The sequence below is a fragment of the Streptomyces sp. YPW6 genome, assembly GCF_018866325.1.
Lineage (GTDB): Bacteria > Actinomycetota > Actinomycetes > Streptomycetales > Streptomycetaceae > Streptomyces.
Map to the genome: position 1 here is coordinate 549,805 of NZ_CP076457.1, position 26,298 is coordinate 576,102.

Consider the following 26,298-nt stretch of genomic DNA (forward strand, 5'->3'; position numbering starts at 1 on the left):
TGCAGCGAGCGGAAGAGGAGGGCCGCGCTCAGAGTTCGACGAGCACCTTGCCGCGGTTGGCCGCCCGGTCGCCGTAGAGGCTGCCGTAGGCGGCGGGGATGGCGTCGAAGCCCTGGTGCAGGGTGTGGTCGCAGACCACCTCGCCGCGCCGGACCCGGCCGCCCAGCTCGGTGTGGAGGTCCTGCCAGTTGCGCTCGGTGAACCACTCCAGCGAGAAGATGCCGCGGACCGTGGCGCGCGGGAACATCAGATAGGGCAGGAGGCGGGGTCCGGTGCCGTCGTTGCCGACCTGGGTCGCCCACTGCCAGCACACCGCGACCTGGCTGCCGACGTTCAGCATGGGGAACACCGCGTCGGTGACCGTGCCGCCGAGGTTGTCGAAGTACCGGTCGACGCCGTCGGGAGCCGCCCGCGCGAGTGCCTCGCGCACGGTGTCCGCGCCGTCCCCGTGACGGTAGACGATCACCGCGTCGAAGCCGAGTCCGGTGAGGTAGTCCGCCTTCTCCGGGGACGAGGTGGTACCGATGACCCGGGCTCCGGCCAGCGCCGCGAGCTGGCCGACGAGGGCGCCCACCGCACCGGAGGCTCCGCTGACCACGAGCGTCTCGCCGGGGCTGACCGTCATGTACTTGGAGAGCGTGCCCCACGCGGTCATGCCGGGGCCGCCCATCACGCTGAGCGCGGTCGACAGCGGCAGGGCGTCGTCGTACCACCGGGGGTCCAGCCTGCGGTACGCCGGGAAGACCATGGGGAACGTGCCGGTCTGCCACAGCTCCTCAGCGCCGGTCGAGACGAGGTGCGTGCGCCAGCCGCCGAAGCCCTGGACGAGGTCGCCGACGCGGTGGGCGGCGCGCGGTCCGGCCTCCACCACCTCCATGATCGAGTCGGCTCCCATGTGCCGGCCGATGGGGGTGTCCAGGGCGATGCCCTGGAGGTAGGGGTCGACGGAGACGAACAGGGTGCGCAGCAGCATCTCGTCCGGGGCCAGCGTGACGTCGACGTGCTCCACGACCTTCTCGTAGACGCGGTCCACGTCGGGGACGCCCTCCATGTGCGCGCGGACCACCCACTTCGCGATCTTCATGGCTTCCTCTCCGTCGGTGCGGCGGGCCGGACGGGTACGGGGATCACCCGGTGGGTCGGCGGCGGTGCGGTGCGGTCGACCGACGCGGTGAAGGGTCTGCCGTCGTCGCGGCAGACGAACTGCATGACGTGACGTCCGGCGGCGGCGGCGCGGATGAGGCCGCCGGTGGTGGCCCAGACGCCGGACTGGTAGAAGTCGCGCAGCCCGGGGAGGCCGGGCCCGTGCTTCTTGATCAGCTCTTCGAGCTTCTCCCCGCTCTCCACGAAGGGCTGCCAGCCGAGCACGGTCCCGTCGTAGTTGCCGGTGTAGCGGACCTGCGTGAGGGGGCTGGAGACGTCCCGGACGACGATCGCGTCCCGCAGGCCGGGGTGGCGCTGCTCCAGGAAGCCGACGAGCGCCTCGCGGGCCCGGCGTTTCGCCGCGTAGTAGCCGCGCCCGTGGCGGACGGGCAGAGTGTGCAGCTCCTGGCCGCCGCGGGTGCGGGTGACCTGCTCGGGGCCCTCGTCCAGGGCGCGCCAGGGGGCGATGTCGCAGAAGTAGGTGGCGTAGACGACGGTGGTGCCGTCCGGGGACAGCTCGGGGTAGTGGCGGCTGCGGAACTGGACGTTGATGCTCGGGTGCCGGATTCCGGTCAGCTCGGCCGCCAGCGCCTCGTCGATGAGGTGCGTCGTGCAGGGGTCGCCCTCCGGGAAGGGGCGGGAGAGGCCGAGGAAGAGGGTGAAGTAGCCGGGGAAGACCATGCCGGGCTCGTGGATGGTCTCGGTGTAGAGCTTGCGGTAGTCCTCACCCAGGTAGGCGCCCTTGAGGAACTTCATCATCGTGGTGTGGCCGTCGCAGGCCGAGACGACGATGTCGGCGCGGAGTTCGCCGCCGTCGCTGAGGCGGACGCCGGCCGCCCGGTCGTCCTCGACGATCACGGACTCGACCTTCGTGTTGTACGCGACCTCGCCGCCGAGCCGCCGGTAGCGGGCCTCGATCGACTCGGCGAGACCGAGCGAGCCGCCCTCGGGGACGCCGGCGGAGAGGTTGGCGTGCGAGGCGAGCTGGAAGTGGAAGGGGAGGACAGGGAAGGCGGGGTGCTTCTCGTACAGGATGAAGTTGAAGGCCTCCCGCAGGAGAGGGTCCTGGAAGCGGGCCGAGAAGTCGGTCATCAGGACGGTGATCGTGGTGCGTACGGCGTTGACGTACGGCAGGAACGAGGCGAGCATCCGCCAACGCTCCCGGCGCCCCATCAGACCGACGGGCTTGAGGAAGGGGTAGACCGCCAGCGCCTTCCGGAAGCTGCGCAGTTGACCGCAGAACTTCCGTACGAGGCGGGCGTCGGCCGGCGAGATGGCGATGAGGTGGGCTTCGAGGCGGTCGGGGTCGGAGTAGAAGTGGACGGCCCGGCCGTCGGTGCCGCGCACGATGTTGAAGACGTCGAAGTGGCGGATCTCCTTGCCCTGGAGGGCGCCGAGCTCCAGCCAGATCCGGTGCATCTCGTTGCCGGGGCCGCTGCCGAGGAGCCAGCTGACGCAGGCATCCAGGGTGAAGCCGCCGCGCTCCCAGGCGGTGCAGCAGCCGCCGGGGATCTCGTGCATCTCCAGGATGCGGGTGCGGTAGCCGTTCATCTGGGCGTAGCAGCCGGTGGAGAGACCTCCGAGCCCGGCCCCGATGATGATCATCGTCTTCCGGGGAGTGTTCCCGCGGCCCGTCATGAGCCCTCGCCCTCCCGTGCCGCCCACCGGTCGAGCTGGGGCAGGTGCCCCAGCTTCCCGGGGTGCCACGGCTCGTCGCCCTTGCTCTCCCAGGCCCGGAATTCCAGGCCCAGTTCGCGGCAGAGGTACTGGACGGCGAAGCGGCCGGTGGAGGCGGCGCGGATCAGTCCGCCCATGCCGACCCACTGGCCGGCCATGGAGAAGCCGCTCAGTCCGGGCAGTCGCATCCGGTCCTTCCCGACCAGGCGCGCGGCGACGTCGTCGGCGTCGGAGAAGGCCTTCCAGGCGAGGATGGAGCCGCCGAGGTTGCCGGTGTAGCGGTGGGTCGTGGCGGGGGTGGCGACCTCGACCATCTCGATGCGGTCGGCGATGCCGGGGGTACGCCGCTCCAGGAAGTCCCGGACGAAGTCGGCGACTTCGCGTTTGCGGCGGCGGTACTCCTTGCGGTTCCTGGTGCGCAGGTCCTTCCAGTGGGCGTAGTCGCTGAAGTAGGTGCAGTGCAGGACGGAGCAGCCGGGTGGTGCGAAGCCTCCCGAGTAGCGGGAGCGGGCCTGCACGACCAGGCTGTCCTGCAGCGCACCGGGGAGGTGGTCCGCGTCGTCCGGGCCGAGGAGGTGGGTGGTGCTGTGCGCCTCGCCGGGATCCAGGTCGCCGCGCAGACCGACGAAGGCGGAGACGACGGCGGGAAAGAGGGTGCCGGGCCGGTGGAGGAGGTCGGTGTAGAGCTTGTCGATGCGGGGGCCGGTGTACCGGCCGCCCAGCAGCCCGTAGACGGTGGTGTGCCCGTCGCAGGCGGAGACGACGTGATCGGCGAAGTACCGCTTTCCGCCGCGCAGTTCGATACCGATCGCGCGGCCGTTCTCGACCAGGATCCGTTCTGCGCGTGCCCGGTAGGTGACCGTGCCGCCCAGGCTCCGGTAGCGCTCCTCGATCGACCGGGCGAGGCCGAGCGAACCGCCCTGGGGGAAGCCCGCGTTGCCGTGGTGGGCGGCGGCCATGTTGAAGAGGTACGGCAGCAGCGGGAAACCTCCGGGATCCTGGAAGAAGATGTTGCGGAACGCCTTGCGGAGCAGCGGGTCCTCGAACCGGTCGGCGAACACGTGCATCGGCGTCGCCGCGGTCCGCCAGAACAGCCGGAAGGCGGGGAGGACCGTGCGCAGGGTGCGGGCCCGTTCCCGTACGGTCCGCAGAGCGGGCGCGGTCAGGAACGGGTACAGCTCGATGGCGGTGAAGCGCCGCAGATCCCGTGTGAAGGCCCGGATGAGCGGGGCGTCGGCCGGTGAGATGTCCAGGAGGTGGGCCTCCAGGCGGTCGGGGTCGTTGTAGAACGTCACCGACCGGCCGTCCGCGTCCTCGACCTTGTTGAACAGCTCGAAGTTGGTGACGGACTTGCCGTCCAGCGCCCCGAGTTCGGCCCACACCTGGTGCGCGTCGTTGCCCGGGGCGGTGCCGATGAGCCATTCGATGCAGTAGTCGAAGAGGTAGCCCTCCCGCGACCAGGCGGTGCAGCAGCCGCCCGGCAGGACGTGCTTCTCGAAGACGCGGGTCCTGGCGCCGCTCATCTGGGCGTAGCAGCCGGTGGAGAGGCCCGCCACGCCGGCTCCGACGACGATGACGCGGGGCGGAGTGCCGGGGGTGCGCTCCCTGGTCGTCCAGTCGGAGCGGTCGGGGGCGTCGCCGGGCTCCGCCGGGCCGGCCGCGCCGGTGGCCGTGGTCGTGAACGTTCCGTCATCCGTCATGGGACGCCTCCCCCGCGATGACCGAGCGCACCAGGCGGGCGTTGCGGGGCAGGTGCTTGGCGTCGAGCATGTCGGCGTGGACGCCGGAGCCGCGCAGGACGGCGGTGGCGCCGGTGGAGCTGCCGTGCCAGGTGCCGTGCTCCCCCGCCGCGTAGAGGGCGGCCTTCTCCTCGTCGGTGATGACGGTGACCGTCGCGGCGACCGTGCCGGCGTTGGGGGTGCGCCCGCAGAAGGCGAGGTATTCGGCGGCGTGGGCGAGGGTCTCCCGGGTGACGGCGTCGGACCCGGTGTGTTTGCGTACGTGGTCGGCGAGTTCGGCCTCGAAGGCGGTGATGCCGGAGGCGTCCGGTTCGTAGGGGGTGAGGATGCGGCGGGAGTCGAGGATGACGACGTGGGCGACCTGCCGGCCGCGGCGCTCCAGTTCCTTGGCGGTCTCGAAGGCCAGGTTGCCGCCGAGGGAGTAGCCCAGGAGGGTGAAGGGCCCGTCGGGCCGGTCGGACTCGATCAGGTCGGCGTACCGGGCGACCTTGTCGTCGCCGGGGAGGTAGTTGAAGCCGATGACGCGGTGGTCGGGGAGCTGGGCGGCCAGGCCCCGGTAGACGAGCCCGTGGCCGCCGGCGGGCGGGAAGCAGAAGAGGGTGGCGTGCTGTCCGTCGTTGAAGGTCAGGCTGGGCAGTTCCTCGGCGCTCGCCCCGAGCAGGACGTCCTGAACGGTGGCGGCCATGCCGTGCAGGGTGGTGGCCCGGTAGAGCCTGCTGACGGGGACCCCGACGCCGAACTCGGTGCGCAGCAGGTGGAGAAGCTCGATGAGCTTGATCGAGCTGCCGCCGAGCTCGAAGAAGTCGTCCTCCAGGCCGGGCTGTTCGCACCCCAGGAGCGTCGTCCAGTGGCGGGCGACGCTCTTCTCGTACAGCGTCACGGGTTCCTCGTGCGGCCGGCCGTCCGCCTCGGGCCGCGGGGCGGGCAGGGCGGCCGTGTCGACCTTGCCGTTGGCGGTGAGCGGCAGGGCGGGCAGCTCGGTGAAGTGGGCCGGGATCATGTACGAGGGCAGGGAGCGGGCGAGGTGGCGGCGCAGCGCCCGGACGTCCAGGGCTTCGCCGGCCCGGGGTACGCAGTAGGCGCAGAGGGCCGCGTCCGCCGGGGTGTCGGTGCGCAGGATGACGACGGCACGGGCGAGCTGCGGCCACCGGGCCAGGTGCGCCTCGATCTCGCCGAGCTCGACGCGGTGGCCGCGCAGCTTGATCTGGCCGTCGGTCCGGCCGAGCAGACGGGCCCGGCCGTGCGCGTCCCAGCGGGCGATGTCGCCGGTGCGGTAGAGCCGTTCCGCGCGGGCGCCGACGGCCCGGGAGAGCGTACGGGTGACGAAGCGTTCGTCGGTCTGCCCGGGTTCCCCGGCGTAGCCGAGGGCGACGCCGTCGCCGCCGATCCAGAGTTCGCCGGGCACTCCGGGCGGCACGGGTTCGCCGTGGGCGTCGAGGATGTGGAGGGCGCTGTTCGGCAGGGGGCGGCCGATCGGGACCATCGCGCCGGGTTCCAGGTCGTCGACGGGGCCTTCGAAGTACGCGCTGTCGATGGTGGCTTCGGTGAGGCCGTAGGAGTTGACGAGGCGGGTTCCGGGCCCGCACAGCTCGGCCAGTCTGCGGTACTCGGCCACGCTCCAGGCGTCCGAGCCGACCACCAGCAGCCGCAGGAAGTCCAGCCGCAGCCCCTCCCGCTCGCAGTGGTCCATCAGTCCCCGCACGACGGCGGGCACGAACTCGGCGCAGTCGACGCGCTCCTGGCGCATCGTGCGGTAGAGGCGGGTGGTGTCGAAGAGGAGGTCGCGGTCGGCGAGGACGAGTGTGCCGCCCGAGCACAGGGCGCGTACCAGGTCGCCGGTGAACACGTCGAAGGCGGGTTCGGCCATCTGGAGGTGCGTCGTCACGTCGGTGTCCAGCCGGTACGCCTGCCGCCATGCGGCCTGGGCGGAGGCCAGGTTGCGGTGGCTGACGCGTACGGCCTTGGGGCGGCCGGTGGAGCCGGAGGTGGTGATGACGTACGCGGGCGCGTCCGGTGCGACCGGGGCCGCCGGTCCTCGCGGGTGGGGTTCGGTGCGGGCCAGGTCGGTGAGGGTGAGCGTCGGGGCGGCGGGCACGGCCGTCGCCCCGGGCGCCCCCGGCGCCCCGGGCCCGGCGTCGTCGGCGACGAGGACCAGCTGCGCTCCCGTGGCCGATACGAGGTGGGCGAGCCGGTCGGCGGGCTGGTCGGGCCGGAGCGGGAGGTAGGCGGCGCCGGCCTTGAGCACGGCCAGCAGGGCGACGATCAGCTCGGGCGACTTGTCCAGGCGGAGGACGACGACCGAGCCTGCGCCGATCCCGAGTGTCCGCAGGCGGGCGGCGGCGTCGGTGGCTCGACGCTCCAGTTCCGCGTAGGTCAGCCGGTGTGATCCGCCGTGCGGTGAGGGTGTGGTGACGGCGACGGCCGTGGGGCGTTCGGCGGCGGTGCGGGCGATCAGCGCGTGGACGGGGGTGAACGGGTCGCCGTCCCGGTGACCGGCAGACGGCAGGGCGGGGCGGCTCCACTCCCCCACGAGCCGCTCCCGCTCCCGGTCGCCGAGCATCGCCAGCCGGGAGGCGGGCTGTTCGCCCGGTGCGCGGGTCATCCGGTCGAGGAGGCGGGTGTAGTGGGCGGCCATGCGTCGCACGGTCTCGGGGAGGAAGAGGTCGGTGTTGTACTTGAACACGCAGTGGAACCGGCCCTCCGACTCATCCTCGTAGGCCGACAGGGTTATGTCGAACTGCCCTTCCTCCTCGGGAAGTTCGATGTACTCCAGGCGGTAGCCGTACTGCTCGGTGGCCACCTTGTGGGTGAGCAGGATGAACATGGCCTGGAAGACGGCGGAGCGGCTCGGGTCGTGCTGGAGGCCCAGTTCCTCGACGAGCAGGACGAAGGGGTACTCCTGGTTGTCCAGGCCGCCCAGCACGGTCCGCCGGACCTGTTGCAGCAGTTCGGCGACGGTCGGGTCGTCGGACAGGTCCACGTGCAGGGGCAGCGGGTTGACGAAGTAGCCGTAGACGGAGGCGAAGTCCTGCCGGGTGCGGCCGGTGACCGGGCTGCCGACGACGATGTGGTCCTGCCCGGAGTAGCGGTGCAGCAGGAGGTAGTAGGCGCTGAGCAGCACCATGAACGGGGTGACGCCGTGCGTCCGGGCCAGGGCGTGGACGCGGGCGCTCAGCGCGTCGTCGAGGACGAAGAACTCCGAGGCCCCGTTGTGGGTCTGGACCGCCGGACGCGGTTTGTCGGCGGGGAGGTCCAGGAGCGGGACCTCGGCCGGCAGGTGGGACCGCCAGTAGCCGAGCATGTCCGTGGCCTCGGGTCCCGCCAGGAAGGTGTTCTGCTGGTTGAGGAAGTCCAGGTAGCGGGCCTCGGTCGGCGGGAGCTCGGGCTCCCGGTTGCGGCGCAGCGCCTCGTAGACGGCGAGGAGTTCCTCGATGAAGGTGAACGTGGAGATGGCGTCGGAGACGATGTGGTGGACGGCCTTCATGATGATCCAGCGGTCCGTTCCCCGCTGGAAGAGGCGGAAGCGGATCAGCGGGTCGTGCGCGAGGTCGTAGGGCCTGCGGTACTCCTCGACGATCGTGGCGTGGATGGTCTCCCAGTCCTCGCCCCGGACGTCGAAGAGGGCGAAGTCGGTCCTGGCGTCGTCGGCGACCCGCTGCACGGCCTGCCCGTCCACCAGGAGGAAGTTGGTGCGCAGCGCGGGGTGGCGGGCGATGAGCCGGCGGACGGCCTCGAACATCAGGTCCGGTTCGAGGGCGACGTTCACCTCGACGGCTCCGCCGATGTTGTACGCGTGTCCGTCGGGGTTGAGGTGTTTGAGGAACCACAGCGCCTTCTGGTTCTGGGTGAGGGGGTACTGCCCCTCGTCACTGTGGAGGTGGACCGCGCCCGCCGCCCCCGCGGGGTCCTGTGCCGAGGCCAGCGCGGTGAGTGCGTCGTGGAGCTGGGTGGCGAGTTCTCCGGCGGGGGTGCCGCTGAGCAGGGCGACCACGGGCAGGGCGACCCCGAGTTCGGCGTGGATCCGGGCGCGCAGCTCCATGGCGAGGAGCGAGTCGAGTCCGAGTTCACCGAGTCCGGTGGCGGGGTCGACGCGGTCGGCGCCGGTGCGCAGCACGGTGGCGGCCAGGGCGGCGAAGCGCTCGGCGACGAGGGCGCCGCGGTCCTCCTCGGCGGCGGCGCGGAAGGTGTCGAGGAACCCGCCGGAGGAGGTGGTCTCCGCGCGGGGGGTGGCGGTGGCCGCGAGGTCGGCGACCAGCGGTGGCGGGGAGGGGTACCAGCCGAGGAAGACCGGCCAGTCGACGACGGTGGCGACGACGAGCTGCGCGTGGTCCTGGCCGATGACCCGCTCCAGGACGGCCATACCCGTCTGTGGGGAGAGCGAGCTCATGCCCCGGCTGTGCAGGTAGTGCTCGACCAGGCCGAGTTCCTCGATCATGCCGGTGGCCCAGGGGCCCCAGTCCAGGCTGAGCGCGGGCAGACCCTGGGCGCGGCGGTGGTGGGCGAGGGCGTCCAGAAAGGCGTTCCCGGCCGCGTAGTTGGTCTGTCCCGCCGTGGTCAGCAGGGAGGCGATCGAGGCGAACAGCACGAAGTGTTCGAGGGGTTCGTCGCGCAGGTGCCGGTGGAGGAGATGCGCGCCTACGGTCTTGGGGTCGTGGACGGCGTCGAAGGCCGCCCGGTCGAGATCGGCGACGAGGGTGTCGCGAACCTGGCCGGCGAGATGGAACACCCCGCGTACGGGCGGCGCTCCGCTGCGCCGGTGGGCGTCGAGCCAGCCGGTCAGGGCGTCCTCGTCGGTGATGTCGAACGTCGCCGGAACCGGGTGCGCGCCGAGCGCCTCCAGTTCGCGGAGCAGGGCGACGGCCCGGCCCTCGGCGCTGCCGGGGTCGGCTCCGGCCCACTTCTCCCGGGGCGGCACGGGGGTACGTCCGACGAGGATGATCCGGCGGGCTCCCCGGCGTGCGAGGGTGCGGCACAGCAGCCGGCCGAGCGCGCCGAACGCCCCGGTGACCAGGTAGCTTCCGTCGGCCCGCAGGCGGAGCGGCAGCGGCCGGGTCAGGCTCGCGGCGGGGCGTAGCCGGCCGGTGCGGCGGTGGCCGTCGCGCAGGGCGATCTCCGCTTCGTCGTCGCTGAGCGCTTCGGCCAGGAGCGCCGCGGCCTCGGCCCGGTCGCCGTCGGGTCCGGTCTTTCGCCGGGGGTCGAGGTCGATGAGTTTGCCGGGGTGCCCGGTCAGTTCCTGGTGGCGCAGTACGCGGCCGATGCCCCAGGCCGGGGCTCCGAGGGGTTCGGGTGCTTCGCCGGGCAGGGCGGGCTGGGCGCCCCGGGTGACGATGTGCAGACGTCCTCCTTCGCCCCGGGCGGACAGCAGCCGGGCGAGGGCGATCAGGGAGTAGGCGCCCGCGCCGGTGTGGACGCCGAGGGCGGTCCGGTCGCAGGCGGCGAGGGCGGGGGCGTCGAGGTTCCACAGGTGCAGGACGGTCCCCCGGAAGGGCCCGCCGTCGCGGTCGAGGTCGGCGAAGAGGCGTCGCAGGTCGGCGTCGGACGCCGGGTCGACGGTGTAGGTGCGGCCGTCGGCCGGGGCCGTGTAGGCCGCGCCCCGGCGCACCAGGCGGCAGCGTTCGCCCCGGGCGTCGGCCAGGGCGGCGAAGGAGTCCGCGAGGCCGGCGTCGTCGGCGAGGAGCAGCCAGCTCACGTCCCCGGGCGGGACCGCGGCGCCCTCGGCCGGGAGCGGCGGGCAGTCGGTCCAGACGGGTTCGGCGAGCCAGGAGTCGATCGTGGTGCGGGCGACGGCGGTGGCGGCCTTCTCGACGTCGGCGGCGCGGAAGCCTGCGATGCGGCCGAGGGGCGTGCCGTCGTCGGCGTACAGGGCGATGTCGCCGAGGGTGGTGTCCGCGTCGCCGGTGAGGAGGGTGGCGTGGGCCCAGAAGGGCTGGTCCCCGACGGGTTCGAGGGCCACCTCGTCCAGGGAGAGCGGCAGCCTGATCCCGGTGGCCGGGGCGGTCTTCCCGGGGGCCGCCGGGATCAGCGGGGTCAGGAGCGTCTGGAAGCAGGCGTCGAGCAGGACGGGGTGGAGGTGGTGACCGGCGGCGTCGTCGCCGATCGCCCGGGGCGGCCGGATCCGGGCGAGGACCTCGTCGGCGCCGATCCAGACCTCCTGCACGGCCTGGAAGGCGGGGCCGTACTGGTAGCCGAGGGCGGCCAGCGCGGTGTAGCAGGCGGGTCCTTCGAGGTGGCGGTGGGCCCTGGCCCGGATCGCCGGGGCGTCGAGCGGCGGGGCGGTGCGGCGGCGTTGGCCGGTGCGGACGATTCCGCTCGCGTGGACGGCCGGTTCGCCGTCCTCACCGGCCGGGGAGGCGATGGTGAAGGCGGCGTTGTCCAGGGAGAGCGACACCTCAACGGTGCGGTCCTCCCCGTCGGGCAGGAAGAGCGCCTTGCGCAGGTCGATGCCGGCGAGGACGGCGGTGGTGCCGCCGGTGAGCCGCAGGACGGCCTGGGCCGCCATCTCCAGGTAGCCGGCGGCGGGGAAGACGACGGTGTCCTGGATGCGGTGGTCGGCGAGATAGGGCTGGTCCTCGGGGTCCAGGCGGGCCCGCCAGGTGGGTGCGGTGGCGTCGGTGCGGCGGCCGAGGAGCGGGTGGTCGCGGTGGCCGAGCCGGACCTGGGCGACCGGGCGGGGCTCGGTCCAGTGCCGGTCGCGCCGGAAGGGGTGACGGGGCAGGGTGACGGGCCTGCCGGCGGGCTGGAGCAGGTCCCAGTCGACGGGGACGCCGAGGGTGTGGAGTGCGCCGAGGGAGGCGGCGAAGCGCTCGGTCTCGTCCTCCTGGCGGCGGATCGAGGGCAGGGTGAGCGCGGACCTCCCGCCCGCGTCGAGGCACTCGCGGATCGCGTGGCCGAGGACCGGGTGCGGGCCGATCTCCAGGAAGACGCGGTGGCCGTCGTCGGCGATGCGGTCGACGGCCGACCGGAAGCGGACCCGGTCGCGGACGTTCTTCCACCAGTACGCGGCGTCGAGTTCCTCGCCCCGGACGGTCGCTTCGACGCCTGTCGGATACAGCGGAACCTGCGCCGCGCGCGGCTCCAACGGTGCCAGTTCCGTGAGCAGTTCGGTCTTGATGCGTTCCATTCCGACGCTGTGGTAGGGCACTTCCACGGTGAGGAACTTCGCGAACCGCTGCTCGGCCCGCAGCTCTTCGGCCAGCAGGGTCAGCGCCGCCTCGTCCCCGGCCAGGGTGATCGCGGTGGGGCTGTTGACCGCGGCGACGGAGACCCGGTCGCGGTAGGGGCGCACCCGGCGCTCGGCCTCGTCCTCGGTGAGGCCGACGGCGAGCATGGTGCCCGTGCCGGCCAGGGTCTGCTGGAGGCGGCTGCGGTGCACGGCGATCCTGGCCGCGTCCCGCAGGGAGTAGACGCCTGCCGCGTGGAAGGCGGCGATCTCGCCGGTGCTGTGGCCGACGACGGCGTCCGGGCGCACCCCGTGGGACCGCCACAGGGCGGCCAGTCCGACCTGTACGGCGAAGTTCGCGGGCTGGGCGAGCCAGGTCTCGCCCATCCGGGAGTCGGATTCCGCGGCGGTCAGCTCCTCGACGAGGGACCAGTCGGCGAATTCCCGCAGCGCGCGGTCACACGCGGTGACGGCGTCCCGGAAGACGGGTTCCTCCGCGAAGAGCTGACGGCCCATGCCCCACCACTGGGGGCCCATGCCGGTGAAGACCCAGACCAGTCCGCGGTCGGCGGTGTCCCGGGCCCGGCCGTGCACGACGCGGGGGTGCGGCTCGCCGCGCTCGTGGGCGGCCAGGGCTTCGTCGAGGGAGGCGCGGTCGGAGTGGACGACGGCCAGCCGTTCGGGCAGGTGCTGGCGGCGGTGGGCGAGGGTGTGGCCGAGGTCGTCGAGTGCGACGGCCGGGCCGTTGCCGCCCGCCAGCTCGGCCCGGATCCCGGCCGCCAGCTCCGCCAGGGCGTCGGGGCGGCGGGCGCTGAGCGGCAGGATGGTCCAGCGCCGCCCGGCGGCCGCGCCGCTCCCGGGGGCGGGCGGAACGGGCGGCGGCGCTTCCTCCAGGACGACATGGGCGTTGGTTCCGCCGAAGCCGAAGGAGTTCACCCCGGCGCGGGCGGGCCCTTCATGGGCGGGCCAGGGGGTGGGCCGGGTGGGGATCTCGTACGGCAGGGCCGCCGGGTCGATGGCGGGATTGAGGTTCTCCAGGTTGATGTGGGGCGGGATCGTGCGGTGTTCGATGCTCAGCACGGTCTTGATCAGCCCGGCGATCCCGGCGGCGGATTCGGTGTGGCCGATGTTCGTCTTGACCGAGCCGACATAGGCACGGGCGCCCGGGGCCCGCCCGATGGCGAGTGCGCGGGCCAGGGCGTTCGCCTCGATCGGGTCGCCGACCGGGGTCGAGGTGCCGTGCGCCTCCATGTACTGGAGGTCGCCGGGGGTGACACCCGCTTCGGCGCAGACCCGGCGGATGAGGTCGACCTGCGCGTCGGGGCTGGGCACGGTGATGCCGTTGGTGTGGCCGTCCTGGTTGACGCCGCTGCCCAGGATCACCGCGTGGATCCGGTCCCCGTCCCGCACGGCGTCGTCCAGCCGCTTCAGCGCGACCAGGCCGACGCCCTCGGCCCGCACGTAGCCGTCGGCGGCGGCGTCGAACGTACGCGAGCGGCCCTCGGGCGAGAGGAACCCGCCCTTCGTCTCGGCGACGGTGTACTGCGGGGCCATGTGGAGCAGGGTGCCGCCGGCGAGCGCGAGGTCGGTCTCCCCGTTGTGCAGCGCCTGGCACGCCAGGTGGACGGCGACCAGGGAGGAGCTGCACGCGGTGTCGACGGACAGGCTCGGGCCGCGGAAGTCGAAGCAGTACGAGATGCGGTTCGAGACCATCGTCATCATGGTTCCGGTCGCGGTGTGGGCGGCGAGCGAGGTGAAGTCCAGGTCGGCGAACTGCAGGATCTTGTAGTCCAGGGTGAACGCGCCGACGTAGACCGCGACGTTGTCCCCGGCGAGGTCGGCGGGTCGCTGGCCGCCGTCCTCCAGTGCCTCCCAGGCCACTTCGAGCAGCTTGCGCTGCTGCGGGTCCATGTGGTCGGCCTCGCGGGGGCTGATGCCGAAGAACGCGGGGTCGAACTCGTCGAAGCCGTCGATGTATCCGCCGCGGCCGCCGACGAGGCGCCCGGGTTTGTCGCGGAACCGGCTGCCGAGCGTGCGGACGTCGTACCGGTCGGGCGGGGTGGGGGTGATGCAGTCCTTGCCCTCCACCAGGTTCCGCCAGAACGCGCGGTGGTCCGAGGCGCCGCCGGGCAGGCGGCAGCCCATCCCGATGATCGCCACCTTGTTCCGTAACGCCCGGCTGTTCGCGTCGGCCATTCGAACTCCTCAGGTCGTGGTGCGTCGAGTCGTGGTGAAGCACGGGCCGGCGGCGGTCACTCCGGGCCGGGGCGCGGGGCGGGGCTGCGTCGCCAGGGGTGCAGGAAGGCGGCGAGGATCTCGCCGGTGCCGGGGAAGGAGGCGGGGTCGTGGAGGCCCACGGCGGTCGGTTCCCGGCCGGGGTGCCAGGTGAAGCTGCCGAACAGGTGGTCCCAGCAGGACAGGTCGGAGCCGTAGTGGCCGGCTTCGGACAGCTCGGTGCTGTGGTGCAGGCGGTGCTGTTCGGGGCTGGCCAGCAGATGGTTGAGCGGGCCGATGCGGACGTCGATGTTGGCGTGGACGAAGTAGCCCTGGGCGGCGACGAACAGTCCGGCCACCAGCACGGCGGGGCGGGAGAAGCCGACGACGGCCAGGGCCAGCTGGACCAGGCTCTGCGCCAGGACGATGTCCAGCACGTGGTTGACCCCGTTGTTGGCGACGTTGACCTTCCGGGGTACGTGGTGCACTCCGTGCAGGCGCCACAGCAGGGCGTTCCGGTGGCCCAGCCGGTGCACCGCGTAGCTCACCAGCGATCCGGTGAGGAGGGCTCCCGGGATTTCGGCCCAAAGGTGGAGGACCGGCTCCTCGGGCGAGATCCGGCCGACGGCCAGGGCGACCAGCAACTGCGCCAGTCCGCTTCCGGCCATGGTGAGCAGGAAGTAGATGCCGTACCAACGCCATTCGTCCCTTCCCGGGTGCCAGTTCCGGTCGTAAGGAATCAGCCGCTCCAGGAGGGCCAGATAGGCGATCACTCCAACCAGAAAGAAGGGGCTGACCCATGCCGGATCCCATCGCAGAAGCACGGCGGACGCCGCAACGCACACGACCGCGAGCAGGAGAACGGGGTAGGCGACGGCACAGAGAATGCGGGACGCGGAATTCCCGGTCACCCCCCTCCCGGGAACCGCGTATTCGACCGAATGAATTTCGCCATCGGCGGCGCGCTCGCGCTCGTTCAACGTGACCCCCAACCAGGGAACGCAACCGGGAGAGAGACCAGTTCTTCCGCATCAGCGCAGGCCGGACCGGCCTGGAGGATCTCCGAGAACCACGGGCTGCCGTGGCCCCGCGCTGACGCCTTTCCCACACCCGGCCTCGACGAAATTCGGCCGTGGCGCGAACTGATGCCCCCGACCCCATCAGCCCAGATCATCTATTTCCCGATCCCACGGCTTTAATCACGACCGACCCAGAGAAATCGACCGACGCCTTTCCAGGGAAAGGAATACGAAAAGGATCGCACAACCGAGCGAGACTCCACATGTGCGATGGCGAGGCAAAGAATTACTTCGTAGGATCATCGCGATACCGGGCGACGGCGCATTCTGATGCACCGGGAGGAGAATTCCCGCGCCCGAGCGTGCGTCGGAGCGGAATCCCGTGCGCCCGCGCGCGAACGCTGCCCGGACGTGCGCCTCCCCCGTGCCGGCGACGCACCTTCCCGTCGCCCGCACGGGCGGCCCGGACTTCTCAGCGGTACGGGCGGCGCAGGGGCTCCTCAGGGGCACGGGCGCCGCGGGCTGCCCAGTGGCGCGGCCTGCTCAGCGGTACGGGCAGAGGGGGAATCAGGCCCGAGGGCGCCTTCCGCCGCAAGGCACCGCCCTGCGATGATCGCGCCGAGATCCGGCAGCCATGAGCGACCCGAGGAGCTCCCTTGTCGTACGACGTCCAAGCGGTGCGCGCACAGTTCCCCGCCCTGCGATCCGGTACGGCGCACTTCGACGGCCCCGGCGGCACCCAGACCCCCGAATCCGTCGTGGCCGCGATCGGCGAGGCGATGAGCCGTCCGCTGTCCAACCGGGGCTCCACTCTGCCCGGAGAGGTCAACGCGGACGAGATCGTCCGGGGCTTCCGGCAGGCGATGGCGGACCTGCTGGGCGCGGACCCGGGCGGGATCGTGTTCGGCCGGAGCGCCACCCAGCTCACGTACGACGTCGCGCGCACCCTGGCCGGGACGTGGAAGCCGGGGGACGAGGTGGTGGTCAGCCGACTGGACCACGACGCCAACATCCGCCCCTGGGTGCAGGCGGCCGAGCGGGTGGGCGCGGTCGTGCGGTGGGCCGACTTCGACCCGGCGACCGGCGAACTGCCCCCGGAGGCCGTCGGCGCGCGGATCACCGGGCGGACCCGGCTGGTCGCGGTGACCGGCGCCTCCAACCTGATCGGCACCCGGCCCGACATCCCGGCCGTGGCCCGACTGGCCCGCGAGGCGGGCGCCCTGTCGTACGTGGACGGGGTCCACCTGACGGCGCACCGCGCGGTGGACCTGGAGCGGCTCGGGGCGGACTTCCTCGTCTGCTCCCCGTACAAGTTCTTCGGCCCCCACCACGGCGTGCTGGCCGCCCGGCCCGAACTCCTCGGCACCCTCCACCCGGACAAACTGGCGCCGTCCACCGACGCCGTGCCGGAGCGCTTCGAACTCGGCACGCTCCCGTACGAGTTGATGGCGGGCACCCACGCGGCGGTGGACTTCATCGCCGGCCTGGGCACCGACGCGGACACGGCGCACCGCCGCGGCGGGCGTCGTGAGCGGCTGGTGTCGGCGTACGCGGCGATCGAGTCCCACGAGAGCGCCCTGCGGGAGAGCGTCGAGAAGGGGGTACGCGATCTGGGCGGGGTGACGGTGCACTCGCGGGCCGCCGAGCGCACCCCCACGCTGCTGCTCACCTTCGAGGGCCGGGACGCGACGGACGCCTACCGCGCCCTCGCCCGCTCGGGGGTACACGCACCCGCCGGAGCGTTCTACGCCCTGGAGGCCTCCCGTCACCTGGGGCTCGGCGAGAGCGGCGGCCTGCGCGTCGGGCTGTCCGCGTACAACGACGCGGAGGATGTGGCGCGGCTCCTGACGGGGCTGAAGGACTTCCTGGGCTGACGGCAGGAGGCCGGGAGCCGGAGGCCGGGGGCCGGGAGCCGGGGGCCGGGAGCCGAAGGCCGGGGGCCTGAAGTCGGGAGCCGAGGGCCGGGGGCCGGGGGCCGGGGGCCGGGGACGTCCGGCCGATCAGGGGCGGGGCCGCCGGACACCCCTACAGCGCGGCCAGGGTGTCCACCGCGTCGGTCAGCCCGGACAGGTGCCGGGCTCCCGGCGCCTGCCGCCCGATCCAGCCGGGCCCGGCCACGCACACGACGGGACTCCTGCGCGCACCCCGCACGCCCCACTCGATGGCGTCCAGCCGGGCCACGAGCGCCGGGCTCGCCGTCCTCCGGGACTGCGCCCAGAGCACCACCGCGGCGGGACCGGTGCGCCGGACCGCGTCCTCCAGCGCCGCGACGGGCACGGCGGCGCCGAACATGCGGACCGGCCGTCCCCGGTGGGCGAGGGTCGCGGCGAGCGCCTCCAGGGCGAGCGTGTGGGTCTCGCCGGGCACACAGGCCAGCAGGACGAGGCCCGCGCCGGGGGCCGGGACCCGCCCGGCAGCGACGCCGCGCAGCGCGCCGGAGACGTGCCACGACAGCAGATGCTCGACCTCGATGTACCGCTCCCCCGCCGCCTCCCACTTCCGGCCCACCGCGTGCAGCACCGGCATCATGACCTCGTCCCAGGCGGCCGGGAGTCCGTAGCGGTCGAGCACCGCCGTGAGCAGTTCGTCCAGGGCCGGCGCGTCCAGCCGGACCGCGGCCCGGGCCAGACCGCGGCACTCCTGGCGGGCCCGGCCGACCGGCAGCGGCCCGGCGGCCCGGGATGCGCGCGCCGACCGGGGCGGGGGCGGGGCGCCGGACGTCCGAGCGCCCACCGTCACCTCGCCGGGCGAGTCCGCGGACCGCGTTTCCCCGCCGGGCACCCCCACGCCGGACGCTGACGCGCCGGACGTCCCGGCCAGGACGGTGCGAGCCGCCTCCGCCGGGGGCAAACCTCCGCTGGTCAGGGCGCACATGTGGCGCAGTGCGGCGATGTCCGCCCCGGTCCAGCGGCGGTGCCGGCCGTCCTGGCGTGCGGCCGGGCCGATCCCGTAGCGGCGGTCCCACGAACGCAGCGTCGTCGGTGCGACGCCCAGGAGCCGGGCCACCGCACCGGTGGTCAGACCCCCGTCGGGCGGGGCTTCCAGGAGCGGGTCGCCTGCCGGGTCCATAAAATTCACCATACGACGCAAAAGCGACGCACGTTGTCCGGCGGTGCCCCGAGCGGTTCCCTGAGACACCGGAGCAGGAACGACACGAGAGTGGAGACGGTCATGAAACTGAGCGACGAGCTCCCCGTCGATCACCGGCTGGCGACGGTGTACCGGATCGGTGCGGGCCTCTGCGGGGTCATCCTGATGGTGTTCGGGGCCCTCGGCTTCGCGGATCAGCTGAGCTTCTTCGACACGAACGGCAGCCAGATCGCCGGACTCTCGTCCAACGGGCTCCTCAGTCTGATCTCCCTGCTCGTCGGCGCGGTGCTGATCACCGGGGCGGCGCTGGGCGGCAACGTCGCCTCCACGGTGAACATGATCGTCGGAGCGCTCTTCCTGCTGAGCGGCTTCGTCCACCTGTTCATCCTGGACCGGTCCGCGAACATCCTGGACTTCAGCATGCCGAACGTCATCTTCAGCTTCGTGATGGGGCTGCTGATCCTCACGTTCGGGATGTACGGCCGGGTGACCGGCGGCCTGCCGCACGACAACCCGTACTGGCAGCGCCGCCACCCCGAGCAGGCCGCGCGCGAAGCCGCCGCCCGCAGCAGGGCGGTGGCGGGCGGCCCGCTCCGGGGCGGATCGGCTCAGACCTTGCGATAACGGGCGTTGAACCAGGAGAACACGCCGAAGGCGACCAGTCCGAGGGCGATGAGCACCAGCAGCCACGGGCCGACCGGGGTATCGGCGAAGGAGCGCAGGGTGTCGTCCATCCCCTTGGACTTGTCGGGCTCGTGCTCGACGGCGGCGGCGATGGCGAACGCGCCCGCCGCGGCGAAGACGCTGCCGCGCGCCGACCCGCCGAACACCCCGGTGACGTCCACGGCCCGGCGGACCCGACGGGACATCTCCGACAGCTTCAGGTGCTTGTGGTACTTGCGCATGATGGCCCGGACCGCGATCCAGAGTCCCGCACCGGCCACCACGGCGCCGCCGATCCCGACGATCCACTGACCGCCCGGCCAGCCGAGCGCCTTGGCCGTGATGTCCTGCGACTGCTGGTCGGACGAGCCGCCTCCGCTGCCGGAGTCCCCGGCGGCGAAGGACAGCACGGAGTAGGCGACGAAGGTGTAGAACACCGCGCGGCCCCCCGCCATGGCCCGCTTGCCGGGCTTGTGCTCGTCGGGTCCGGCCCCGCCGAACAGTGCTTCGGACAGTCGCCAGAGCGCCATGCCCGCGACGGCCGCGCCCAGCACCCACAGGAGAACCGTGCCGAAGGGCTTCTCGGATATCTCCGCGACCGCCCCGCCCCGGTCGGCCTGCTTCGCGTCTCCGCCGGGGAACGCGATCCGCAGGGCGAGCAACCCCACGAGTACGTAGATCACCCCGCGGGCGGCGAACCCGGCACGGCCCGCCGCCTCCATGGCATTGCTGTTGGCGGCACGCCGTGCCTGGCCACGTCCCTGCGCTGATACCGAACGGCTCTTCATGTCATGCCGGATGCCCCCGTCCCGCGGATCAATGCCGGACCGGCCCCGGGCGCGGTTTCGACGCAGAATCGACGCGGCGGGCGGGGCGGGCCGGAGCACGTCAGCGTGGAGAGGACGGAGAAGACCCGCGGGGGCGACGGTGTCAGCCCCCCCCTCGATCGCCGGAGGAGACATCATGACGATCACCCGTCTGCAGCGCACAGCGGCGGCCGCCGCGGCCCTCGCCTTTCCCGCCTCCCTGGCGTTCTTCGCTCCGCAGGCACAGGCGCAGACCCCGGCCGAACCCTACGGTCCCGCCTGCGCTTCCGTACCGGAGGAGGGCGCGGGCAGCCTGGAGGGCATGGCGAAGGACCCGGTCGCCACCGCCGCGTCCAACAACCCCGAGCTCTCCACCCTCGTCGAGGCGGTGAAGCAGGCCGACCTGGTCGACACCCTCAACAACGCGGAGGACATCACGGTGTTCGCGCCGACCAACGCCGCGTTCGAGAAGATCCCGCAGGCCGATCTGGAAGCCCTCCTCAACGACAAGGACCAGCTCACCAAGGTGCTGACCTACCACGTGGTGGGCGAGAAGATCACGACGCAGCAGATGGAGGACGGCACCTTCAAGACGCTGGAGGGGAGCGACCTCACCACGAAGGGCTCCGGTACCGAGTTCACGGTGAACGACTCCTCGAAGATCGTCTGTGGCAACGTGCCGACGGCCAACGCCACGGTGAATCTCGTCGACACGGTGCTGATGCCGCCGTCCTAGGGACACCGCGGCACCCCTGAGCGGGGGTTCTATACGCTGAAGGCGTGAGCCACGCCGACGACCGAACGACCCGGAGCGGCGCCTCGGATTCCGAGGCGCCGCTCGCAGACCTCCAGGCCTTCGCCGTCGAGCTGCGCCGGATGAACGGCGAGATCAACCGGATGGCCCACGGCTTCGCGGCGAACCAGCATCTGCACCCCACGGACGTGAGCGCGCTCGGGGCCATCCTCGACGCCGCGTCGCCCCTGACGCCGGGGGCTCTGCGGGACCATCTGGGGCTCACCTCGGGTGCGGTGACCGCCTGCCTGGACCGCCTGGAGCGGGCCGGGCACATCCGCCGGGCCCGGGAGAGCGCCGACCGCCGAGTGGTGCACGTGTACTACGAGCCGAGCGCCCGGACCGTCGCCCGGGACTACTTCATGCCGCTCGCCGAAGCCACGGCGCGGGCCAGGGCGCGCTTCAGCGACAGCGAACTGTCGACCGTGCTGCGCTTCCTCGCCGCGATGAACGAGGAACTGGCCGGGCTCCCCCCGACGCGCCGCTGAGGATCTCCACCCCGTGCACCACCCCCATGGGTGATCCCCGGAGAGTCGTCGCGTAATCTATTTCAACAATTGAGATTGTTGACCGATGAGACATCTCCACCCCTCGGGAGAGACATGCCCACCCCTGCACGGTCGGTCCGCTGGCTGGTCCCCGTCGTCCTGCTGATCGCCTGGCTCGGCATCGGCGGCGGGCTCGGACCGTACGCCGGAAAGCTCGGCGAGGTCGCCACCAACGACCAGGCCGCCTTCCTGCCCCAGAACGCCGAGTCCACACAAGTCATCGAGGCCCAGAAGGCGTTCCAGCAGAACGAGACCCTGCCGGTCATCCTCGTGTGGACGTCGGAGCGAACGGACGCCCCGGTGAACGACGAGCAGCGCGAGGCCGCCACCGGGGCCCTCGCCTCGCTCGCCGGGGACGAGGGCGTCGTCGGCACCCCCTCCCCCGCGCTGCCCTCCGAGGACGGCCTCGCGCTCCAGGGCATCGTGCAGCTGAGTCCGGATCTCGGGGACGAACTGCCGGCCGTGCTGGAGGAGGTCGACCGGGCCGGCGCGTCGGTGTCCGGCACGACGGTCCAGCTCGCGGGACCGGCCGCCAGCCAGGCTGATCTGTCCGACGCCTTCGCGGGCATCGACGGGCTGCTGCTCGGGGTCGCCCTGATCACGGTGCTGATCATCCTGCTGCTGGTCTACCGCAGTGTGCTGCTGCCCTTCGTCATCATCCTCGGCGCGGTCTTCGCCCTCGGGCTGGCCTGCGCGATCGTCTACGTCCTCGCGGACCACGACATCGTGCGCGTGGACGGTCAGGTGCAGGGCATCCTGTCGATCCTGGTGATCGGCGCGGCGACGGACTACGCGCTGCTGCTCACGGCCCGGTTCCGGGAGGAACTCGGCGTCCACGGCGACCGTTTCGCCGCGATGCGCGTCGCGCTGCGCGAGTCGTTCGGCCCGATCACCGCGAGCGCCGCGACCGTCGCGGCGGGCCTGCTCGCGCTGTTGCTGAGCGACCTCACCAACAACCGGGCCCTCGGTCCGGTGGGCGCGATCGGCATCGTCTGCTCGGTCCTGAGCGCCCTCACCTTCCTGCCCGCCGCACTGGTACTGCTCGGCCGGGCCGCCTACTGGCCGGCGAAGCCCAAGCCCGCGGACGAGCAGGTGTCCGGTGGCAACGGCGTCTGGCACAAGGTCGCGGCCCTGGTCGATCGGGCCCCGCGCAAGGTCTGGGCGATCACGCTGGCGGCCCTGATCGCCTGTGCCGCGTTCGCCCCGACGCTCACCTCCAAGGGTGTGCCGCTGGACGAGATCTTCGTCAACGACGCGCCGTCCGTGGCCGCCCAGGAGACGCTGGGCGAGCACTTCCCCGGCGGCTCCGGCAACCCGGCGGTGATCATCGCCGCGGCGGACCGCCTGTCCGAGGTGACCGAGGCCGCCGAGCGTACCGACGGGGTGGCCTCGGCCGCTCCGGTGAGCGCGGGCGGACGGCCGGGCGGCGAACCCCTCGTCGTCGACGGCAAGGTCCGTATCGACGCGACCCTTCAGGACGCGGCGGACAGCGACGGGGCCAAGGAGACGGTGGCCGCCCTGCGCACCGCGGTCCACGCGGTACCGGGATCGGACGCCCTGGTCGGCGGCTACACCGCGCAGCAGTACGACACCCAGCGCACGGCCGAGGACGACCGCACGCTGATCGTGCCGGTGGTGCTGGCGATCATCCTGGTGATCCTGGTCTTCCTGTTGCGGTCGCTGCTGATGCCGGTGCTGCTCGTGGCGACCGTGGCGCTGAACTTCCTCGCCACGCTGGGCATCTCCTCGCTGGTCTTCACGCACGTGTTCGGCTTCAGCGGCACGGATTCGTCGGTTCCGCTGTACGGATTCGTGTTCCTGGTGGCCTTGGGCGTCGACTACAACATCTTCCTGATGTCCCGGGTCCGGGAGGAGTCGCTGCGCCACGGCACCCGGGAGGGCATCCTGCGCGGGCTGACCACGACCGGCGGGGTCATCACCTCGGCGGGCGTCGTCCTGGCGGCCACCTTCGCGGCGCTGGGGGTGATCCCGCTGGCGTTCCTGGTCCAGATCGCGTTCATCGTGGCCTTCGGCGTCCTGCTGGACACGCTGGTCGTCCGGTCGCTGCTCGTCCCCGCGTTGGTGCGGGACATCGGGCCGAAGGCGTGGTGGCCGGGGGCGCTGAGCCGCGAGCGGTCCTGAGAGGGCCTCTCGGCCGGCGCGGCTCGTCCCCGGGCGCCCGGCGGCCCGGGTCCGAAGAGCGCCGCCAGCCTCTCGGAGGCTGTCCCGGCCGGGCGCGGGAGCGCGCCCGGCCGGACCGACGCCGCGCTGCCTCGGCGTAGCGCCGCGACCGTGCGCCGACACGGGTCCCGGACCGAAGCCTGCCGGATCAGTGGCGCGGGACGGATCGGCAGCCCTGGCGGGACCGGCGGCGCGGGGCAAGGCCGGCGGCCTGGACGGATCGGCGGCACGGGCCGGGTAGGCAGCGTGCGACGGATCGGCGGCCCCGGCGGGACCGGCGCCCCGGGACGGATCAGCGGCCCGGAAAAGGCCGGTGGCCCGGCGGGATCGGCGGCGCGGGAGAGGTCGGCAGCGCGGGCGGGATCGCCCGCAGAGGCGGGCTGGGCCGCACCCGACGGATCAGCGGCCCGGGGCGGATCGGCGGCCGGGGGCGGATCGGCTGCCCGGGACGGATCCCCCCGTCAGGAGGTCTCCTCCTCGCGCTCCGCCCGCCCCTTCGCCCGCCGGCCGACCACCGCGGCGGCCGCGGCCGCGCTGCCCGCGAAGGCCAGCGCGACCATCCACGGCCGGTCGAACACATGACAGGTGACATGGTCCAGCGAGTAGCGCCCGGGACCGGTCAGGCCGATGGCCGCCGCGGTGAAGCCGAGAAAGGCCGGGTACTCGTAGCCGCCGCCCTGGGCGAAGAAGCCCGCCGGGGCGTGGACGGCCACCGCACCGGCCATCGCCCGGCCGCCGCCGCGCCCGCCGCCGGGGTGGCGAGGCCCAGGGCCAGCAGCGCGCCGCCGCCCGCCTCACCCAGCCCGGCGGCCACCGCGCTGTGTTTGGGCGGGTGGAAACCCATGGCCTCCATGGCCGCCGTGGTGCCCTGGATGCCGCCGCCGCCGAACCACCCGGCGAGTTTCTGACTGCCGTGGGCGGCGAGCACCGCGCCGGTGCCGACGCGCAGGGCGAGCAGACCGAGATCACGCCGGTTGAAGCTGACCATGAGGACTCCCGGGGCGAGGGATGGGCGAAGGGTCGGGGATACGGCTCCCACTCTCGTCGGCACGCGGTCGGCGGGCGCGGCCGACTACGCCGTACGGGGAACGGGCCCGATGCCGCAGCTCCCGCCATGCGACGCAGATCATTGTGCAACTTGTTGCATAAGCGGTTCGGGGTGGTCTACAACTGACGCGACGACCCCGTGCGGAGGAGATCCCGGATGAGCCCCTACCCGACCCTGCTGAGCCCGCTGGACCTCGGGTTCACCACCCTGCCCAACCGGGTGCTCATGGGATCGATGCACATCGGTCTGGAAGAGGCCGAGCGCGGCTTCGAGCGGATGGCCGCCTTCTACGCCGAGCGCGCCCGGGGCGGCGTCGGGCTGATGGTCACCGGCGGCATCGCCCCCAGCGAGCGGGCCTGTTCCTTCCCCGGCGGCGCCAAGATGACGACCGAGGCGGAGGCGGAGCAGCACCGGGAGATCACCTCGGCGGTGCACGCCGCGGGCGGCCGGATCGCGATGCAGATCCTGCACTTCGGCCGCTACGCGCACCACCCGGATCTGGTGGCCCCGAGCGCGATCCAGGCCCCGATCAGCGGGTTCGTCCCGAACGCGCTCACCGACGAGCAGGTCGAGGAGACCGTCGAGGAGTTCGTCCGGGCGGCGGAGCTGGCGCGGTTCGCCGGGTACGACGGCGTCGAGATCATGGGCTCCGAGGGCTATCTGATCAACGAGTTCATCGTCTCGGCGACCAACCACCGCACCGACCGCTGGGGCGGCAGTTACGAGAACCGCATCCGCTTCCCCGTCGAGATCGTGCGCCGGGTGCGCGAGCGGGTCGGCGACGACTTCATCCTGATCTACCGGCTCTCCATGCTGGACCTGGTGCCGGGCGGCTCGACACTGGACGAGGTCGTGACGCTCGCGCGGGAGATCGAGGCGGCGGGCGCGACGATCATCAACACCGGCATCGGCTGGCACGAGGCGCGGATCCCCACGATCGCCACCTCCGTGCCGCGCGGCGCGTTCAGCTGGGTGACCGAGAAGGTGCGCGGCGCGGTCTCCGTACCGCTGGTGACGAGCAACCGCATCAACACACCCGAGGTCGCCGAGGAGATCCTCGCCTCCGGCCGGGCGGACATGGTCTCGATGGCCCGGCCGTTCCTCGCCGACCCGGAGTTCGTCGCGAAGGCGGCGGCGGGCCGGCCGGACGCGATCAACACGTGCATCGGCTGCAACCAGGCCTGCCTGGACCACATCTTCAGCCTGAAGATCACCTCCTGCCTGGTCAACCCGCGGGCCTGCCACGAGACCGAGCTGGTGATCGGCCCGACCCGGAGCCGCAAACGCGTCGCCGTGGTCGGCGCGGGTCCTGCGGGCCTCGCGTGCTCGGTGACGGCGGCCGAGCGGGGGCACGCGGTGACCCTGTTCGACACGGCCGACGAGATCGGCGGCCAGCTCAACGTGGCCCGCCGGGTGCCGGGCAAGGAGGAGTTCGACGAGACGCTGCGCTACTTCCGAACGCGGCTGGCGGAGCTGGACGTGGAGGTGCGGCTGTCCACTCGGGCCGACACCGCGGCCCTGGCCGGTTTCGACGAGATCGTGCTGGCCACCGGCGTCGAGCCGCGTACCCCGGCGATCCCCGGCACGGACCACCCGAACGTCGTGAGCTACCTGGACGTGCTGCGCGACGAAGCGCCGGTCGGCGACCGGGTCGCGATCATCGGCGCGGGCGGCATCGGCTTCGACGTCGCGGAGTTCCTGACCGACGGTGGCGACGCGGCGAGTCTGGACGCGGACACGTTCTTCCGGCAGTGGGGGGTGGACACGGCGTACGCCGAGCGCGGCGGGCTGCGCGCCCCCGAGCGCCCCACGTCGCCGCGCAGGGTCCACCTGGTCCAGCGCCGGACGACCAAGGTCGGCGCCGGGCTCGGCAAGACGACCGGCTGGATCCACCGCACCGAACTGCGCCACCGGGGCGTCGAGATGATCGCGGGAGCCTCGTACGACCGCATCGACGACGAGGGGCTCCACCTCACCGTCGACGGTGAGCGGCGGGTGCTGGCGGTCGACACGGTCGTGCTGTGCGCGGGCCAGGAGCCGCGCCGCGAGCTGTACGAGGAGCTGAGCGCGGGGACCATCCCGGTCCATCTGATCGGCGGCGCGGACGTGGCGGCCGAGCTGGACGCGAAGCGCGCCATCCGCCAGGGCACGGAGCTGGCCGCCACGCTCTGAACCGGCCCGCGGGAGCCCGCACCACCGCGCGCCCCCGTCCCTAGGA

13 protein-coding genes and 1 pseudogene are annotated in these 26,298 nt (G+C 72.7%); 6 read left to right on the plus strand and 8 right to left on the minus strand.

What is annotated here, in order from left to right:
- Positions 1 to 28: 28 nt before the first annotated feature.
- Genes KME66_RS02505 through KME66_RS02525 form a run of 5 tightly spaced genes read right to left on the minus strand, consistent with a single transcriptional unit; the run spans position 29 to position 14,912 of the window.
- Positions 29 to 1,084, minus strand: coding sequence for an NADP-dependent oxidoreductase (locus KME66_RS02505; RefSeq protein WP_216318425.1), 1,056 nt, complete (start codon positions 1,082 to 1,084; stop codon positions 29 to 31).
- Entirely contained in the window at positions 1,081 to 2,781 is a 1,701-nt protein-coding gene (locus tag KME66_RS02510) for an NAD(P)/FAD-dependent oxidoreductase (protein WP_216318428.1), read from the minus strand. Before KME66_RS02510 ends, KME66_RS02505 begins: the two co-directional genes overlap by 4 nt.
- A complete protein-coding gene (locus KME66_RS02515) occupies positions 2,778 to 4,520 on the minus strand; it encodes an NAD(P)/FAD-dependent oxidoreductase (RefSeq protein WP_253208211.1) in 1,743 nt (580 codons plus the stop codon). The genes KME66_RS02510 and KME66_RS02515 overlap by 4 nt, the downstream gene beginning before the upstream one ends.
- Positions 4,510 to 13,914: a non-ribosomal peptide synthetase/type I polyketide synthase gene (locus tag KME66_RS02520; protein WP_216318430.1), complete on the minus strand. Its 9,405-nt coding sequence runs from the start codon at positions 13,912 to 13,914 to the stop codon at positions 4,510 to 4,512. Before KME66_RS02520 ends, KME66_RS02515 begins: the two co-directional genes overlap by 11 nt.
- A 56-nt stretch (positions 13,915 to 13,970) precedes the next feature.
- Complete coding sequence (locus KME66_RS02525; protein ID WP_216329034.1) at positions 13,971 to 14,912, minus strand: sterol desaturase family protein; 942 nt, start codon at positions 14,910 to 14,912, stop codon at positions 13,971 to 13,973.
- Between the two features lie 695 nt (positions 14,913 to 15,607).
- Between KME66_RS02525 and KME66_RS02530 the strand changes: the two genes are divergently transcribed.
- The gene (locus tag KME66_RS02530) at positions 15,608 to 16,825 is read left to right on the plus strand and encodes a cysteine desulfurase-like protein (protein WP_216318434.1); all 1,218 of its coding nucleotides are present in this window, start codon (positions 15,608 to 15,610) and stop codon (positions 16,823 to 16,825) included.
- 151 nt (positions 16,826 to 16,976) lie between these two features.
- Here the strand turns inward: KME66_RS02530 and KME66_RS02535 are convergent, their stop codons facing one another.
- Positions 16,977 to 18,020, minus strand: coding sequence for a MerR family transcriptional regulator (locus tag KME66_RS02535; protein ID WP_216318436.1), 1,044 nt, complete (start codon positions 18,018 to 18,020; stop codon positions 16,977 to 16,979).
- Positions 18,021 to 18,122: 102 nt separating this feature from the next.
- Here KME66_RS02535 and KME66_RS02540 point away from each other — a divergent pair, with 102 nt between their 5' ends.
- A complete protein-coding gene (locus KME66_RS02540) occupies positions 18,123 to 18,665 on the plus strand; it encodes a DUF4383 domain-containing protein (protein WP_073223882.1) in 543 nt (180 codons plus the stop codon).
- Here KME66_RS02540 and KME66_RS02545 read toward each other — a convergent pair.
- The gene (locus tag KME66_RS02545; protein ID WP_216318438.1) at positions 18,650 to 19,492 is read right to left on the minus strand and encodes a DUF1206 domain-containing protein; all 843 of its coding nucleotides are present in this window, start codon (positions 19,490 to 19,492) and stop codon (positions 18,650 to 18,652) included. The two genes, KME66_RS02540 and KME66_RS02545, sit on opposite strands and share 16 nt — an antisense overlap.
- A 175-nt stretch (positions 19,493 to 19,667) precedes the next feature.
- Between KME66_RS02545 and KME66_RS02550 the strand changes: the two genes are divergently transcribed.
- The 3 genes from KME66_RS02550 (at position 19,668) to KME66_RS02560 (ending at position 22,993) form a co-directional block, all read left to right on the plus strand.
- A complete protein-coding gene (locus tag KME66_RS02550; protein WP_073223797.1) occupies positions 19,668 to 20,246 on the plus strand; it encodes a fasciclin domain-containing protein in 579 nt (192 codons plus the stop codon).
- Between the two features lie 44 nt (positions 20,247 to 20,290).
- The gene (locus tag KME66_RS02555) at positions 20,291 to 20,791 is read left to right on the plus strand and encodes a MarR family winged helix-turn-helix transcriptional regulator (protein WP_216318441.1); all 501 of its coding nucleotides are present in this window, start codon (positions 20,291 to 20,293) and stop codon (positions 20,789 to 20,791) included.
- Positions 20,792 to 20,905: 114 nt separating this feature from the next.
- Positions 20,906 to 22,993 (plus strand): MMPL family transporter, encoded by a 2,088-nt coding sequence (locus tag KME66_RS02560; protein ID WP_216318444.1) that lies wholly within the window; start codon positions 20,906 to 20,908, stop codon positions 22,991 to 22,993.
- A 500-nt stretch (positions 22,994 to 23,493) separates the two neighbouring features.
- Here the strand turns inward: KME66_RS02560 and KME66_RS02565 are convergent.
- Positions 23,494 to 24,020, minus strand: a pseudogene (locus tag KME66_RS02565) (DoxX family membrane protein).
- Positions 24,021 to 24,236: 216 nt separating this feature from the next.
- On the opposite strand from KME66_RS02565, the gene KME66_RS02570 reads away from it, so the two are divergent.
- A complete protein-coding gene (locus KME66_RS02570) occupies positions 24,237 to 26,252 on the plus strand; it encodes an NADPH-dependent 2,4-dienoyl-CoA reductase (protein ID WP_216318447.1) in 2,016 nt (671 codons plus the stop codon).
- Positions 26,253 to 26,298 lie beyond the last annotated feature (46 nt).